The organism is Sphaerochaeta associata (assembly GCF_022869165.1).
Lineage (GTDB): Bacteria > Spirochaetota > Spirochaetia > Sphaerochaetales > Sphaerochaetaceae > Sphaerochaeta > Sphaerochaeta associata.
Genome location: NZ_CP094929.1, coordinates 1,567,476 through 1,582,521, shown reverse-complemented (window position 1 = coordinate 1,582,521; position 15,046 = coordinate 1,567,476). Strand labels below are relative to the sequence as shown.

The following is a 15,046-nucleotide window of genomic DNA, read 5'->3' as shown; positions in this document are numbered from 1 at the left end:
CACCTATTCCTTTTCTACCGCCAACCTCACCATGTGATCACCGCAATCAATTGCCTCTCCATCAAGTGTAGCAAAGCTCATCGAATTGGACAATGTTTCTTTTGCAATAGTCTGCCCGAAGTGCTCGAAAACACGTTTGACCACATCATCACCATCCCAGGTCAGACGGATTCGGTCTGAGACCTCGAACCCACTCTCCTTGCGGAGATTCTGGATGGAACGTACGATATCGCGGGCAATACCTTCCTCGAGCAACTCTTGAGTGACCTTGGTATCGAAACCAACAGTCAATGAGCCGTCATTGAGGACCTTCACGCCTTCAAGTTCGGTACGCTGCACGATGATCTCGTCCTTGGAAATGGCAATCTCACCCTTGCTGTAGACAACTGTATGGCTCTTTCCATCGAGCATGGATGCAATCACCCTGCCGTCAAGCGCAGCAATAAGAGCGGCGACTTCCTTCATATCCTTGCCGAGCTTGCTTCCCAGCACTTTAAAGTTCGCCTTGGCACTGTAGTCGACCAGTTCCGATTCATCCGAACTTATGTGCACTTCCTTGACATTGAGCTCTTCTGCGATAATATCCTGCATCGAAAGCAGAATCGCCCGCTCATCTTCCTCACGGTCAACGAGAAACACCGTCTTCAACGGCTGACGAATCTTCAGATTGTTGGAAGCGCGCAGCGACCGTCCCATGGCTATTGCCTTCTGGGCCAAGGACATCTGGCTCTCCAATGCAAGATCACGTTCTTGTTCATCATAGTCGGGGTACATGCACAGGTGGACACTCTGCTCCATATCGCTGGTGCGCAGATTCTGATAGATATCCTCGGTGGTGAACGGAATGATCGGGGCAACAGCCTTGATGAAGGTCATCAAGACCTTGTACAGGGTATCGTAGGCCTGCTTCTTGTCCGTATCATTCTCCCCTTTCCAGAACCGTCTGCGGCTGCGACGGATGTACCAGTTGTTCAGGTCATCCATGAACGGGACGAAGAGCGAGCAAGCTTTTTGGATGTCGTACGCCTCAAAGGCTGCTGTAACTTCCTGAACAAACCGTTGCATGGCACTGGTAATCCATCGGTCCATAGGATTGGTCAAATCCTCAAAAGCCGTCTCAGATGGTTCATACCCATCGATGTTGGCATAGGTCACAAAGAACGAATACGCATTCCACAGGGGAATGATAAGGGTCTTGAGCACTTCCTTGACCGAATCCTCGCTGAATTTCAGGTCTTCTGCACGTACTACGGCGCTGTTCATCAAGGCGAAGCGAAGCGAATCAGCCCCATAGAGTTTGACTATCTCCATCGGGTCGGTATAGTTGCGTTCGCTCTTGCTCATCTTCTTGCCTTCGGCCGTCAAGACGATGCCGTTGGTGATGCAGTGCGTGAACGCAGGCTTCTCCCACAAACCGGCGGCAATGACGGTGAGGGTATAGAACCATCCACGGGTCTGATCAAGTCCTTCACAGATGAAATCTGCGGGGAAATGCCCTTCAAAGTACTCCTTGTTCTCAAACGGATAGTGCTGTTGGGCATAGGGCATCGAACCCGATTCAAACCAGCAGTCAAGTACATCGCCGATGCGTCGCATGGTGCCCTTCCCGTCGGGACTTGGCCAGGTAAGATCATCGACGAAGTGCTTGTGCAGGTCGTCCACTTTCTTGCCGCACTTGGCCTCGAGCTCTGCGACACTGCCGATGACTTCGATATGGTCGCTGCCGTCGCACTTCCAGACAGGAATCGGATTTCCCCAGAAACGGTTGCGGCTGATTGCCCAGTCACGGGCGCCTTCGAGCCATTTGCCGAATCGGCCGTACTTGAGATGCTCAGGCATCCAGGTGATCTGGTCGTTGGAACTGAGCATATACTGTTTGATCTTGTTGATGTCTACGAACCAACAGCTCATGGCGCGGTAGATCAAAGGCTTCTTGGTGCGGTAGCAGAACGGATAGGAGTGCAGGTAGTTCTCACGCTTGACCAGAAGATTGTGATCCTTGAGATAGGCAATGATGTCCTTGTCGGCATCCTTGACGAACCGCCCCTCGAAGTCGGGGACTTCACTGGTGAATCGGCACTCCATGTCCACAGGGCATACTACAGGAATTCCACTGCCTTTGAGCACTTGGTAGTCATCCTCACCGAATCCTGGAGCGGTATGGACAATACCGCAACCATCTTCGGTTGTTACATAGTCGCCGTTGACGCAGACAAAGGCTCCCTGATCCTTCAGGCCGGCGAAGTACGGGAACAGCGGCTGATAGCGCATCCCCTTGTAGTAGGAACCCTTCTGTTCGTCCACGATCTCATAGGAAGCCGGATCCTTGTAGTAATGCTCAAGGCGGGCCTTTCCGAGGATGTAGTAATTCCCATCGGTCTTGTCATGCACCTTCACATAGTCGACATCCGGCCCGAAGGCCAAGGCGAGGTTGGAGGGAAGCGTCCAGGGCGTGGTCGTCCACGCCAGAAAGTAGGTGTCTTTCTGGCCGTCGACGGCAAAGCGCACGGTTACAGCCTGGTCGACCACATCCTGATACCCGCCAAGGTTCACCTCAAAGTTTGACAGAGGACTTGCAAGGGCTGGACTGTAGGGAAGGATGTTATATCCTTCATAGATGTATCCCTTTTCATAAAGGGTCTTGAAAACCCACCAGATCGATTCCATATAGTTGGTATCCATGGTGCGATACCCATGGTCCCAGTCGACCCAGCGGCCCATGCGATTGATGGTGTTCTGCCACTCCTTGGTATAGCGCAGGACAATCGAGCGGCACTGCTCGTTGAATTTGGCCACACCATACTTGACGATGGCTGAATGACCGCTGATGCCCAGTGACTTTTCCATCTCATACTCAACAGGAAGGCCATGGCAATCCCACCCGAAACCGCGACGTACGCGCTTGCCTTTCATGGTGTGATACCTTGGGATTGCATCCTTGATGGTTCCAGGAACCAAGTGGCCGAAATGGGGAAGACCCGTGGCAAACGGAGGTCCGTCGTAGAACACATACTCGTTCTCCTGTGACCTCGATTCAATCGATTTCTTGAAAATATCCTCTGCCTGCCAGAACGTCAAAACGTTCTCTTCCATCTGAGGGAAATCCACTTTGGTGTTTACTGGACGAAACATACTTACTCCTCGCATCTATGCAGTCGCATGAATGCCATTCTATTCATATCCGCTAGAAATGACAACCTTTGTATGCGGTTTTTCCCGTTGACGTTCTTTGGCATGCACGCTACTGTTCGAGTATGAACGTCCTTCCGATTCCACCTGTCATCCGCAGGTTTGCCCAGCACTTTGCCAATGCAGGATTCTCCCTCTATATTGTGGGAGGAGCTGTACGCGACCATCTCTTGGGCCTGAAAAGCGAGGACCACGATTTTACCACCGACGCCCTGCCGAAAGAAGTGATGAAGCTGTTCAAGCATGTGATACCGACCGGTATCGAACACGGCACGGTTACCGTGCATTTCGAGAAGCAAAGCTTCGAGGTCACAACCTTCCGAAGCGAGGCCGAATACCTTGATGGAAGGCATCCCAGCTCGGTCAGCTTCATCCCAAGTCTTGAGGAAGACCTCAAGCGGCGTGACTTTACGATCAATGCATTTGCAGCCGACTGTCAAAGCGGACGCATCATCGATCTGCATGAAGGAAGAAAGGATCTGAAGAACAGGACGATCAGGGCGATCGGAGACCCCCGGCAGCGTTTTGCAGAGGATGCCCTGAGAATACTGAGGGCCGCCCGTATCGCAGCAAAACTCAACTTCTCCATCGAGGAGCGGACCTTGGCGGCCATGGGAGAAATGCGGGAAAACCTGAATAAGGTGAGTGCAGAGCGTATACGCGATGAACTATTCAAGCTGGTGCTCGCCGACCATCCGGGCAGGGCCCTTGCCTACCTCAGGGAACAAGGCGTTCTTACTGTCATTCTTCCGGAGTTCAAGGGATCCGATGGATTATACCAAGGCGGGATGCACCACGAGGATGTACTTTCCCACTCCATTTCCACCTGTCAGGCCTCGGTGATGTACGCGACATCCTTGGAAGTGAGACTCGCTTCACTGCTGCATGACATCGGCAAGAGCGAAGTGGTTGTCCCAACCGATGACCGCAATACATTCAATAAGCATGACGTTGCAGGTGAGAGAATCACCCAATCCTTGCTCAGACGTTTGAAAGCAAGCAACGAGCAGGTCAAGTTGGTTTCCCATCTGGTCCGCCATCATATGTTTGACTATCAGAGCGACTGGAGCGACAGCGCCGTCCGTCGTTTCATCACCCGTGTCGGCTTGGAGTTCATTCCCCAGCTCTTTCAGCTCAGGATTGCCGACCAAATCGCCATCCACGGCAAAGCCGATACTTCCCTGATTGATGAATTGGGTAATCGCATCGATGCAATCATCGAGGCACGCGACGCCCTGTCGATCAAGGACCTGGCAGTGAATGGAAACGACCTGATGAGCCTGGGAATTCCCAAGGGCCAAAGGATCGGGGCCACCCTCACCTATCTTTTGGATACGGTTCTCGACGACCCCGGACAAAACAACCGTGAACAGCTGCTCGATCTTGCGCAGAAGTATCAATCATTGCTGGGTTTCACCAGCTGATCATAGGCGAGTTTTGCTGCCATCTGCTCTGCTTGTTTCTTGTTCACTCCGCTGGCAGGCCCGAATACCTTGCCGTTTACATCGACTTCAACAAAGAAGGTGTAGTCATGTTCCGGCCCGGTTTTCTTCACCAGTGTGTAGGAAGGAACTTTACGCCAGCGTTTTTGCATGTACTCCTGCAGGCTGGTTTTATAGTCACGATGATAATCATCGTCGAGCACCGCCCTGATCTGCTGTTCGAGATACCGCATGACAAACGATTTGGCAGCTTCAAAACCGCTGTCCAGATAGCACGCGGCGAACAGGGCTTCCATGCAGTCGGCGAGCAGGGCCTTCTTGTCCCTTCCTCCGGTATTCTCCTCACCCTTTCCGATGAGAAGGTACTTGTCGACATGAAGCTTCCTTGCAATCATCGCAAGACTGTCCTCACTGACTACAACGCTTTTGATTTTTGAGAAATCCCCCTCGGCTTTTGCAGGAAGATTCCTAAAAAGCCAATCGGCGACACACATGCCAAGCACGCTGTCACCCAGGAACTCGAGTCGTTCATTATTGTCTACCATCTCTGAAGTCTCATTGGCATAGGAGCGATGCGTAAAGGCCAGATTCAGCAATTCAAGATTCGAGATGATAATGTGGCTTTCCCTGATAAATACAAGAAGCTCCCGCTCTCTATCTGATGAGATGGCGGGAGCTCTCATGAAGAGTGTACTCTCCATTGAACTAGATTGCCTTAGAGCTGGGTTGCAAGGAAGTCTACAGCATCCTTAACCGTTTCGAACTCATTGGCCTTCTCATCAGGGATGGAGATTCCAAGTTCCTCTTCAATGGCGTACACCAATTCGTAGGTATCCAGGCTATCTGCTCCAAGATCCTTTCGGAATGAGGCCTCCATGGTGATCTTGGCATCATCGATCTCCAGCTTCTCTGCAATCAAAGACTTTACTTTTTCAAAAACTTCTTTGCTATCCATCTCGCTTCTCCTGAGTATTACTTATTTGTCCTGCAGCTCGATGACCTGCACGCCACGATAGAATCCGCACTTGGGGCACACGCGGTGAGGCAGAACCATATTTCCACAGGTACCACACTGGGAGAGCGTGGGGGCAGCAAGACGCATGTTGGCAGCCTTTCTGGAAGCGGCACTTGCCTTCGAAGTCTTATATTTGGGTGTTGCCATGTTGATATCCTCTTACACTATGCAAAATTTTGACACGTATGGAAGAATAACGGAAAACCCCTAAAGCGTCAACAACTTGATTCGATTTCTCATCATTTGTACGACAAGGGGGGGGACCATCGGGCTGATATCGGCTCCGTAGGCAGCCATCTCCTTGATGGCACTCGATCTAAGCTGAAAATATTTAGGGCTGGTAGGCATGAACAGGACTTCCAGGGCTGCGTTGAGCTGCTTGTTGGTCATAGCCAATTCAAACTCGTAGCCGAAGTCGACCAGAGCCCTGACACCCCTGATCATAACCCCTACCTGATGGTCGCGAGCAAAGTCTACAACCAAGCCGCGATAGCTTACCACTTCGATGTTCTTATGATCTATAAGTATTTGACGCAGCATCTCCATGCGTTCGGCGGGGGTGAACAGACATTGCTTTTGCACATTGTCCGCTACTACGACATAGAGTTTCTCGTACAGACGGGCACTGCGTTCAATGATGTCGATGTGTCCGTTAGTCGGGGGATCGAAAGAGCCTGGAAGCATGGCTGTCCTGCTGGGAATACTCATTGTTTGGTCGCCTCCACGAATTTCTTCATCTGTTCGAAGGATTCAGCATTCTCCCAAACCACCCGTCTGAGAAATGTATACGTACCGTCTTCTTTAGTCTCAACCACCGCAAAGGTTCCCCTTCCGATGTAACTGACCTTCTGGTTGTCGGCCAACGGTTGCTCTGCGGCAATCTGGTTCAATACACAATCAAAATGACAGAAGCCGCCTTCAGGATGTGTCAAGGCGCTGGCGATGACATCAATGACTTCACCGCAGATTTTACAACCCTCAAGCGGTTCGGCCACTCTCTTGACGGGAACCTGGGGAAGATTGCTGTGAAATACTTTTTTACCCTGTTCAGGCAGAAGGGTGTTCTTGGGTTTATTGACACTCTCTTTCTGTGTCTGTTTCGCCTTGGACTGCTTCTTGGATCGATTGCGTTTGTCCTTGCGGCCTTTCTCCCGTTTCATCTGCCCTTGCTCATTGACTGGTTTCTCTGCTTCCATCTCTACCTCGCATAGACTAGCCTACCTTGTTTTGCAAAGGAGGGCAATACAACAGAAAAGGACGGCAACCTGCCGTCCCCTTGAATACGCGTGTCGAACAACCTTTAGGCGTTCTTCTTGCGGATAAGTTCCTTGACCTTGGCCTTCTTGCCGACCTTGCCACGGATATAGTAGAGCTTCGCTCTTCTGACACGGCCCTTGCGGATGACTTCAATCTTTTCGATACGGGGGGAGTGCAAGGGGAAAATCCTTTCCACACCTACGCCGTAGGAAATCTTGCGGACAACAAACGTTCTCCGAATTCCACCATTATTCTTGGCAATAACCAGGCCTTCGAAAACCTGAACACGCTCATTGGTACCTTCAATAATTTTGAAGAACACTTTTACGGTATCGCCAACGCAGAAATTTTCTGCATTTTCCTTCATCTGTTCTGACTCAATAGCCTTAATAACATCCATCGTCTACGGTCCCCTTCGCACTATGTTCTTTCAATGCATTCAAAATCTTTCTGGAGTTCGCATCCAAGGATGCCGTCTCCAACAAATCCGGCCGATGTGACAAAGTCTTCTCCAACCGTTTCTGCAGTCGCCATTGGCCAATTTTGGCATGATGTCCGCTCAATAATACATCAGGGACACCTTTTGAGCAATAGGTCTCAGGCCTTGTATATTGGGGATATTCGAGCAAATTATCATGAAAACTCTCCTCCGAAAGTGAGTCGCTTGATATCACACCGTCCAGAAGACGATAGACTGCGTCGACAATCACCAAGGTGGAGACTTCCCCGCTGCTGATAACATAATCCCCGATACTAATCTCGTCATCAACATATAGGTCAATCACACGTTGGTCAATACCTTCATAATGACCGCAGATGAAGACCAATTCGTCTTCCTTGCTCAGGATCTCGGCATACTGCTGGGTGAAGCGTTTTCCAGAGGGGGAAGCATACACGACCCGTTTGGACTGCGCCTCGATGGAAGAGAGTGCCTTGCACAGTGGATCAGCTTTGATCACCATGCCTGCTCCTCCTCCATAGGGTACATCGTCACAACTCTGATGCTTATCGGTGGCAAAGCGGCGGAAGTCAATGATTTCATACTCCACAAAGCCGCTTTGCACAGCCCGCCTCATGATTGAATTTTCGAAGAACCCCTCCACCATCTCGGGAAAAAGGGTGACTATCTGAATCTTCACGAGAGAATCCAGGGAGTCTTCAACTCAATCGTTCGGTTCTGCAGATCAACCTCTCCAATATACTCCTTCAGGTAGGGTACCATATAGAGTTGGTCTTCAGCCGTACGAACTTCCAACAATACGGCCTGAGCACCATCCATACTGCTGACCACTTCTGCAAGAGCCTTGCCTTCATGCACCAACGTACAACCAATAAGGTCGGCAACATAGTACTGTCCCTTCTTCAGAGGGGCTGCCTTGCTGCGTTCCACCATCAGGTGCTGACCGTTCAGGGCCCTTGCAGTTTCAGGATCATCAAATCCCTCGAACTTCATCAGGGCCTGAGAACCCATCATCCTGAAACCTTGTATCGTGAGGCGCTGCTCTGCACCATCCTTTGCACGCAGGATGACCTCCTTGAGTTTTCCAAGGTAGGAACAATCATCATTGTGCGGATGAATTTTCACCTCACCACTAATCCCAAACGGGCTCTTAACGGTAGCAGTCCAGAGCAACTCTTCCATACGTCAGTCCAGAATTTCGAGCACGGCACGCTTGCCACCCTTGGTGGCTGAGGCACTCAGGATTGTCCTGATAGCCTTTGCAATGCGGCCTTGCTTGCCGATCACCTTGCCGACATCCTCGCTGGCGACCTTCAGCTCAAGGATCGTGGACTTTTCGCCCTCGACCACATTGATGCTGACTTCGTCAGGGACATCAACCAGTGACTTTACAATGTATTCAACAAGATCTTTTTCCACAACCATCTCCTGGAATTATTCCTGGACAGTTCTGGTTACAGTTACACCATTTCTGTTGAGCAGGCTTTTTACGGTATCGCTGGGCTGTGCACCCTTGACGAGCCATTCCTTAATCTTTTCGACCTGCAGTACAACCTGCTTGTCCTTCTCGGCCAAGGGGTGGTACTGACCAACCTCATCGAGGGTTCTGCTCTGGGTGTTAGCCCTGGAGTCCATCACCACGATACGGTAGTCAGGTCTCTTCTTGCTGCCAAATCTCTTCAGTCTCATGCTTGTGCTCACGTCAATTCCTCCTACGAATTCAACTCTACATACCCATCTGTTTCAGCATTGCAGCCTGGTATTTTTTATTTTTTGCAAACTTCTTCATCGTAAGTCGCATTTTCTCAAACTTTTTCAGCAAACGGTTTACATCCGATACAGTGGTTCCGCTGCCGGCAGCCACCCGTTTACGTCTGGTCGGCCCCATTATATGGTAATTCGCACGTTCCGCATAGGTCATGGAAAGAATAATTGCTTTCTCCCTGCGAATTTCCGCCTTGTCGATGTCATCCTCGCTGATCTGTCCCTTGGCTCCGGGTATCATCTCCAGCAGCTGCTCCATCGAACCCATCTTGTCCATATTGTTCAATTGATCAAGGTAGTCCTGCAGGTCGAAGGTGTTCTTCGCCATCTTCTCCTGCATTCTGAGTGCATCTTTTTCGTCGATGGCACTCTGTGCCTTTTCCACCAAGCTGACGATATCGCCCATGCCAAGGATTCGGCTTGCGATGCGCTCGGGATAGAACGGCTCGATGTCATCCATCTTCTCACCGACACCGATGAATTTGATGGGCTTTCCGACAACCGAACGCAGTGAGAGTGCGGCACCACCGCGGGTATCACTATCGAACTTGGAGAGGATGACACCCGAAATACCAACCTTCTGCTCAAATTCCTGGGCGATGGCAACGGCATTCTGGCCGGTCATGGAGTCTGCGACAAAAAGCGTTTCATCCGGCTTGATTGCATCACGGACCTTCTGGATCTCATCCATGAGAGTCTGATCGAGGTGCATGCGTCCGCTGGTATCTACAATAAGGATGTCGCGTTGATCTTTCCTTGCCTGGGAAAGGGCTGCCTTTGCAACCTTGGACGGGTCTTTCTCCCCTTCAAGGGTAAAGACCGGTACACCGACAGATTCACCGAGAACCTGTAATTGCAGGATGGCTGCAGGTCTTACCAAGTCGGCTGCAACCAACAGGGGACGCCTGCCCTCTCGCTTGAGCCTGGCTGCCAGCTTTGCACTGGTGGTGGTCTTGCCAGAGCCCTGCAAACCCATCATCAATATGACGGTGGTGGTATCGGGACCTTTGAGTAAGAGTTTCTGGTTCTCCTCATCCCCGAGCAGGGCAACCATGCGATCATAGACGATCTTCACGAACTGTTGACCCGGGTCGACGGCCTTGAGGACTTTCTCCCCGAGAGCTTCTTCCATGGTCCCATTGATGAAGCGTCTGACAACCCGCAGGTTCACGTCAGCATCCAGGAGCGCCACCTTGATTTCTTCAACGGCATCCTGGATGTTCTTCTCGGTTATTTTGGACTTGCCGGCAAACGTTCGCATGATGCCGGAGAACTTATCGCTTATTGAATCAAACATTACCTTACTCTATTATGAATTTCACTCAAGTTACATCTTATACCGTACAGCAGTCTTTTCTGTCAAGAACCGCCAAGAGACTGGCCTTCCTCATCGAACGAAACAGCCTGTTGCTGCTCGTTGAGAATAACCTGCTCGCCTTTAAAGTTTCCGATACGGTAGCTGACCATCGTAGATACCCCGGCTTCCATCTGGGTTACCCCCAGCAGAGTCTGGCTTCCCATGACGGTATGCTTGTTGTGAGTGATGATGATGAATTGGCTCTTTCGGGCGAATTCCTCCAGTACCGAGAGAAAATATCCGATATTCCGGTCATCGAGGGCTGCATCGATCTCATCGAGAATACAGAATGGCGATGGCTTTACCAAATAGGTTGCAAACAATAGTGCGACGGCGGTCATCGATCGTTCTCCACCGCTGAGCAGGGCCAGGTGTGTCAGTTTCTTTCCCGGAGGCTGTGCAAGAATGTCGATTCCGCTCTCCAAGACATTCTGGGGGTCGACCAGGGTCAGTTCGGCGCGCCCTCCTCCGAATAATCGACGGAACATCTCCTGGAAATTCTGACTGATCTGCTTGTAGGATGCCAGAAAAAGCTCTTCACTGCGGCTCTTGATCTGAAGCACCACAGAATCCAGATCAGCCTTTGCCTTGTTCAGGTCATCCAGCTGTTTGGTCAGAAAGTCATACTGCTCCTTGACCTCGCCGAACTCCTCCTCCGCCATTTGGTTTATGTATCCCATCCCATCTATGCTTTTTCTCACTTCGTCCAAACGGGCCTTGAGAACGGGAATGTCAGCTGTTTCCTCGCTCATCCGGCCTTCGAACTCTTTCAGACTCTTTCCATAGTTGTCAAAGAAATTGGTGTACAAGGATGCGACATTGCTTGCAAGCTGGTCGATCTGCAGCTCAAGCTTCTCTTTCTCCGACCTGAGGTTCTGAAGCTCTTCATAGCGCTCATTCTTCTGGTTTTGCTTTGCACGGATCTGGTTGCTCTGCTCTTCAATGACCAGAATCAACTCTTTCAGATCCGCATTCAGTGAAGCAATGCGGCTTTTACTCTCCTTCACCTCGCCTTCGACACTACGGATATCCTCCTGTGTCTCATAAATCCTCTCTTGAGCGGTTTCAGCCAGTTTGAGGGCATCCTTGTATTGGTACTCCTGCTCGGTGACCGAGCGCTGCAATTTGGACACCCACTCCTTGGCTGCACTCTTTTGGGAGAGCAGCTGATTCATGGCAACCTTCTGGTCGCCGATGGAGTCTTGGTACCGTTCGATCTCCTGGGAAAGCCGTACGTTTTCTTCTCGCAGATAGGCGATGCGTTCACGATTCGACTGCACCTGTTTGCGTATGGAAAGCATTCGATCATCCAGACGATGTTTCTCCGAAATCGTACCTTCGGGGCTGATGAGCTCGTCAAGGAAGGACGGTTGCATGGCCTCATACGTCTGAAACAGGGTTTGTATACGTCCAAGAGCAATCCCCAGGCTTTGGTGGAACTGAATCTGACGCTCAACCAGATCCTGCGATGAAAGAGCGGTATGAGTAAGCTGCTTGAGGAATTGCATCTGTTCCTCAAGAGTTTTCTTCACGTGCTCGATGCCTTCAACCAGGTCGGCTCTTGCTGCCTGCTTTTTCTGCAAATTGTACCCGCTCTGTTTCAGCTTCTCCTCCAGCTGGATGACGATGATATCGGTCAACTCCTTGATTCTCAGCGAGAGTTCCTCAAGAGTCTCATCCAGACGAAGATTCTTCGCCTCCAAACCGGCAATCTCCTCATTGTGGCCCAAGAGCATGGCACGGGATGCATCCAATGCTTTTTGGTTGCGTGCCATCTCCTCCTCAAGTTGAACAACTGATGCATCAATGTCGGCCATCTCGTCCAACTTTTGGTCGATTTCGGAGGTGTCGCGTTCTATGTGCTCCAATATAACCTGGCTTCTGGAGGCTGCTTGATCCTTTTGCTGCAGAAAATCCCGGAAACGCTGGGTCAACAAGTCCAGCTTATCCGCCTTGCCCTTGATGGCTTCATCCAGTCGCTGAAGCTCGGTCTGCATTGTTATGCGTTCGGACCCCAAAGTGCGAAGCTGGTCCTGCATCTGCTCGATTTCCTGATCACAGTTGCTGAGCGAGCCTTTCTGAGCTTCATAGTCACGCTCATGGCGTTCCTTTTGCTCAATCTTGCTCTCCCTGAGCAACAAGTACGATTTAAGGGTTGAAAGCTGGACATCGACTTCGAGGGAGAATTGCTCTTTCTTGAGATTCCGATAGGAGATTGCCTTGGCCGCCTGATTCTTCTTGGTCTCGTAATTGCGCTTCACTTCCTTGAGGATTGTTTCAACCTGCAAAATATTCTCATCGGTCTTGGCTAATTTTCGCTCGGCTTCGATGCTTTGAACCTTGAACCGCGAAATACCTGCCGCTTCCTCAAAAATATAGCGCCGGTCTTCTGGCTTGGAGGAGAGAATCTGGTCGATTTTCCCCTGTTCCAGGATGGAGTAGGCGCTCTTGCCTACTCCCGTGTCGTAGAAGAGCTCGCGAATGTTCTTAAGAAGAACCCGATTACGGTTCAGATAGTACTCACTCTCTCCATTACGGAAAATACGGCGCTTAATCTCAACCTCAGCCTCTTCAATACCAAGGTGACGCTCCTCGTTGGAGATGACCAGGGATACTTCTGCAACCTGCAGGGGCTTGCGAGTATCGGTGCCGTTGAAGATGACATCTTCCATGCGACCGGCCCGGAGTGTTTTTGTTGATTGTTCGCCGAGCACCCACTTGATGGCATCGACAATGTTGCTTTTTCCACATCCATTGGGGCCAAGCAGGCTGGTAATTCCATCTGAAAATTCCAAATTCACTTTGTCCGCAAAGGATTTGAAACCATATATCTCCAGGCTTTTTAGAAACAAAATTCACCCTCTCTATGCTTGACGCAGTAATGGGGGGATTATAGCATAGGTTGTTCGTCGGTAAAAGTAGGAGGAAAATGTGCAAGAGGCCCTGTTGTTTTCATTCGAAGAGGAAGCGCAGGTAGTATGCGGCTTGGATGAGGCCGGCAGGGGACCGCTTGCAGGCCCTGTTGTAGCCGCTGCAGTCATTCTTGGTCCGGATTTTCCCACCCACTTGCTCGACGACTCAAAAAAGTTGAGTGAGAAACACCGGCTTGAAGCAGAAATTGTGATCAAGGAGAAAGCCCTCTACTGGGCAATCGGAATTGCCACTGCCAAGGAAATCGATCGGATCAACATCCTTCAGGCCTCCCTTCTGGCCATGCAGCGAGCCTACGAGAAAATCAGTTCAAAAGTTCATGTTGATGTAGCACTTGTCGACGGCAACCAACGGCCGAACCTTGACTGTGCCACCCGGGCAATAGTGGGCGGAGATGCTCTGGTCCCGCAGATTATGGCTGCAAGCATTTTAGCCAAGAATCAACGGGACCGCTACATGGTGCTCTGTCACCGAAAATGGCCTCACTACAACTTTGCAAAGCACAAGGGCTATCCAACCTCAGAGCACCGAGAGGCTTGCCTGCTCTATGGGTTGTCCCCCATTCATCGCCGTTCTTTTCATATTGAACAGAAACAAAACAAAGTACAGAAGCAGGCAACCCTCTTCTAGAGAAGCCTGATCATCGGTACATATCGTATACCGTTCCTTTCCTGCTCGGCAGAGCTCTGCTTGAAGCCCAGGTGTGTATAGGCAGTGACTGCAGAAAGCGCTGCATTTACACTGACCGCCGCCACCTTTTTGTCTCGTTCTTTGCAGATTTGCAGCGCCTGCTCAACCAAAGCCATTGCCAAACCCTTACCCTGATGTTCCACCTTGGTGAACAACAGGCAGATATGGGAGTTATTGCGTAGTTCTATCTGAGAAGCGAGGTCTCCATCCACGAAGGCAACCAATCCAAACCCGCCGTCTGAGAGCCGGCTTCTCATCGCCTCTTCTTCAATGAATGCATAGAAAGTCTGTATTCCCTCTTGCGTATAGTCAGGGGCAAGGGCTTGGTCGAAGACCTGCCTGACCAGTGAACAGACTGCAGGAATATCAGCTGCCTGCATCATCCTTATTTCCATCGATGCCTCTCCTGCTAAAGGAAGGCAGCCTTTCGGCTGCCCACTTGGTTTATTTCTGCTTGGTGTTCTGCTTGATAAAATCCAAGGATTTCTGCAGTTCCTTCAAGAACTCTCCCAAATCTTCCTGATAGACAATCAGTGACTGCCTGATGAACTTATCACTGTCAGGAGTACCCTTGCTCTCTACCAAATTGAGGAACATGTCCCCGTAAATGTTCTCTTTCACATTAAAGAAATAGGTCCTGTCATTCTTGACAAGTCTCGTTGAATACACTTCTCCACGCTGTCCCACGCTCATAACCTCGCTTGTATCGCTATGCAGTACTTGTAACAGGGTTTATGCTCCTCTGTCAACTACAGGTACTTGACGAAGAATTCAGAATACTTTATAAAAACACCGTACCGAGCAACTGCGCCTATCGTATAATGGTATTACCTCAGCCTTCCAAGCTGAAGAAGCGGGTTCGACTCCCGTTGGGCGCTCAAGCAAAACCCACACAAGTGCGTGTGGGTTTTTTTGTCTTGTGCATTTCGCTGGTATATCGC

General features: G+C 50.6%; 17 protein-coding genes and 1 tRNA gene. 3 read left to right on the top strand and 15 right to left on the bottom strand.

What is annotated here, in order from left to right:
* Positions 1-3: 3 nt before the first annotated feature.
* Entirely contained in the window at positions 4-3,132 is a 3,129-nt protein-coding gene (gene ileS, locus MUG09_RS07340; RefSeq protein ID WP_244774992.1) for an isoleucine--tRNA ligase, read from the bottom strand.
* A gap of 122 nt (positions 3,133-3,254) precedes the next feature.
* Between ileS and MUG09_RS07335 the strand changes: the two genes are divergently transcribed.
* Complete coding sequence (locus MUG09_RS07335) at positions 3,255-4,613, top strand: CCA tRNA nucleotidyltransferase (RefSeq protein ID WP_244774991.1); 1,359 nt, start codon at positions 3,255-3,257, stop codon at positions 4,611-4,613.
* Here MUG09_RS07335 and rnc read toward each other — a convergent pair.
* From rnc to MUG09_RS07275, 12 genes are all read right to left on the bottom strand, one after another.
* Complete coding sequence (gene rnc / locus MUG09_RS07330; protein WP_410176444.1) at positions 4,586-5,314, bottom strand: ribonuclease III; 729 nt, start codon at positions 5,312-5,314, stop codon at positions 4,586-4,588. The genes MUG09_RS07335 and rnc overlap by 28 nt on opposite strands.
* Before the next feature lie 32 nt (positions 5,315-5,346).
* Positions 5,347-5,586, bottom strand: a complete 240-nt coding sequence (gene acpP / locus MUG09_RS07325) for an acyl carrier protein (RefSeq protein ID WP_244774989.1) — start codon at positions 5,584-5,586, stop codon at positions 5,347-5,349.
* 21 nt (positions 5,587-5,607) lie between these two features.
* Positions 5,608-5,793 (bottom strand): 50S ribosomal protein L32, encoded by a 186-nt coding sequence (rpmF, locus tag MUG09_RS07320; RefSeq protein ID WP_013606986.1) that lies wholly within the window; start codon positions 5,791-5,793, stop codon positions 5,608-5,610.
* A 60-nt stretch (positions 5,794-5,853) separates the two neighbouring features.
* On the bottom strand, positions 5,854-6,354 hold the full coding sequence (gene coaD / locus MUG09_RS07315; RefSeq protein ID WP_244774988.1) for a pantetheine-phosphate adenylyltransferase: 501 nt from the start codon (positions 6,352-6,354) through the stop codon (positions 5,854-5,856).
* Entirely contained in the window at positions 6,351-6,842 is a 492-nt protein-coding gene (locus MUG09_RS07310; protein ID WP_244774985.1) for a hypothetical protein, read from the bottom strand. The genes coaD and MUG09_RS07310 overlap by 4 nt, the downstream gene beginning before the upstream one ends.
* 104 nt (positions 6,843-6,946) lie before the next feature.
* On the bottom strand, positions 6,947-7,303 hold the full coding sequence (gene rplS, locus MUG09_RS07305) for a 50S ribosomal protein L19 (protein ID WP_244774983.1): 357 nt from the start codon (positions 7,301-7,303) through the stop codon (positions 6,947-6,949).
* Positions 7,290-8,042, bottom strand: a complete 753-nt coding sequence (gene trmD / locus MUG09_RS07300) for a tRNA (guanosine(37)-N1)-methyltransferase TrmD (protein ID WP_244774981.1) — start codon at positions 8,040-8,042, stop codon at positions 7,290-7,292. Before trmD ends, rplS begins: the two co-directional genes overlap by 14 nt.
* Complete coding sequence (rimM, locus tag MUG09_RS07295) at positions 8,039-8,545, bottom strand: ribosome maturation factor RimM (RefSeq protein WP_244774979.1); 507 nt, start codon at positions 8,543-8,545, stop codon at positions 8,039-8,041. The genes trmD and rimM overlap by 4 nt, the downstream gene beginning before the upstream one ends.
* Positions 8,546-8,548: 3 nt before the next feature.
* Positions 8,549-8,782, bottom strand: a complete 234-nt coding sequence (locus MUG09_RS07290) for a KH domain-containing protein (RefSeq protein WP_013606980.1) — start codon at positions 8,780-8,782, stop codon at positions 8,549-8,551.
* Between the two features lie 15 nt (positions 8,783-8,797).
* A complete protein-coding gene (rpsP, locus tag MUG09_RS07285; protein ID WP_462708819.1) occupies positions 8,798-9,052 on the bottom strand; it encodes a 30S ribosomal protein S16 in 255 nt (84 codons plus the stop codon).
* A gap of 37 nt (positions 9,053-9,089) precedes the next feature.
* A complete protein-coding gene (gene ffh, locus MUG09_RS07280) occupies positions 9,090-10,424 on the bottom strand; it encodes a signal recognition particle protein (protein WP_244774974.1) in 1,335 nt (444 codons plus the stop codon).
* A 62-nt stretch (positions 10,425-10,486) separates the two neighbouring features.
* On the bottom strand, positions 10,487-13,336 hold the full coding sequence (locus MUG09_RS07275) for a chromosome segregation SMC family protein (RefSeq protein WP_280529393.1): 2,850 nt from the start codon (positions 13,334-13,336) through the stop codon (positions 10,487-10,489).
* A 79-nt stretch (positions 13,337-13,415) separates the two neighbouring features.
* On the opposite strand from MUG09_RS07275, the gene MUG09_RS07270 reads away from it, so the two are divergent.
* Positions 13,416-14,045, top strand: coding sequence for a ribonuclease HII (locus MUG09_RS07270; RefSeq protein ID WP_244774970.1), 630 nt, complete (start codon positions 13,416-13,418; stop codon positions 14,043-14,045).
* On the opposite strand, the gene MUG09_RS07265 is transcribed toward MUG09_RS07270, so the two are convergent.
* Together MUG09_RS07265 and MUG09_RS07260 are read right to left on the bottom strand one after the other, a co-directional pair.
* Positions 14,042-14,500 carry a GNAT family N-acetyltransferase gene (locus MUG09_RS07265; protein ID WP_244774968.1) on the bottom strand — a complete coding sequence of 153 codons (459 nt, stop codon included), beginning with the start codon at positions 14,498-14,500 and terminating at the stop codon, positions 14,042-14,044. The two genes, MUG09_RS07270 and MUG09_RS07265, sit on opposite strands and share 4 nt — an antisense overlap.
* 49 nt (positions 14,501-14,549) lie before the next feature.
* Positions 14,550-14,798 carry a DUF3276 family protein gene (locus MUG09_RS07260; RefSeq protein ID WP_244774965.1) on the bottom strand — a complete coding sequence of 83 codons (249 nt, stop codon included), beginning with the start codon at positions 14,796-14,798 and terminating at the stop codon, positions 14,550-14,552.
* Between the two features lie 114 nt (positions 14,799-14,912).
* Between MUG09_RS07260 and MUG09_RS07255 the strand changes: the two genes are divergently transcribed.
* A tRNA-Gly gene (locus tag MUG09_RS07255) sits at positions 14,913-14,983 on the top strand.
* Positions 14,984-15,046 lie beyond the last annotated feature (63 nt).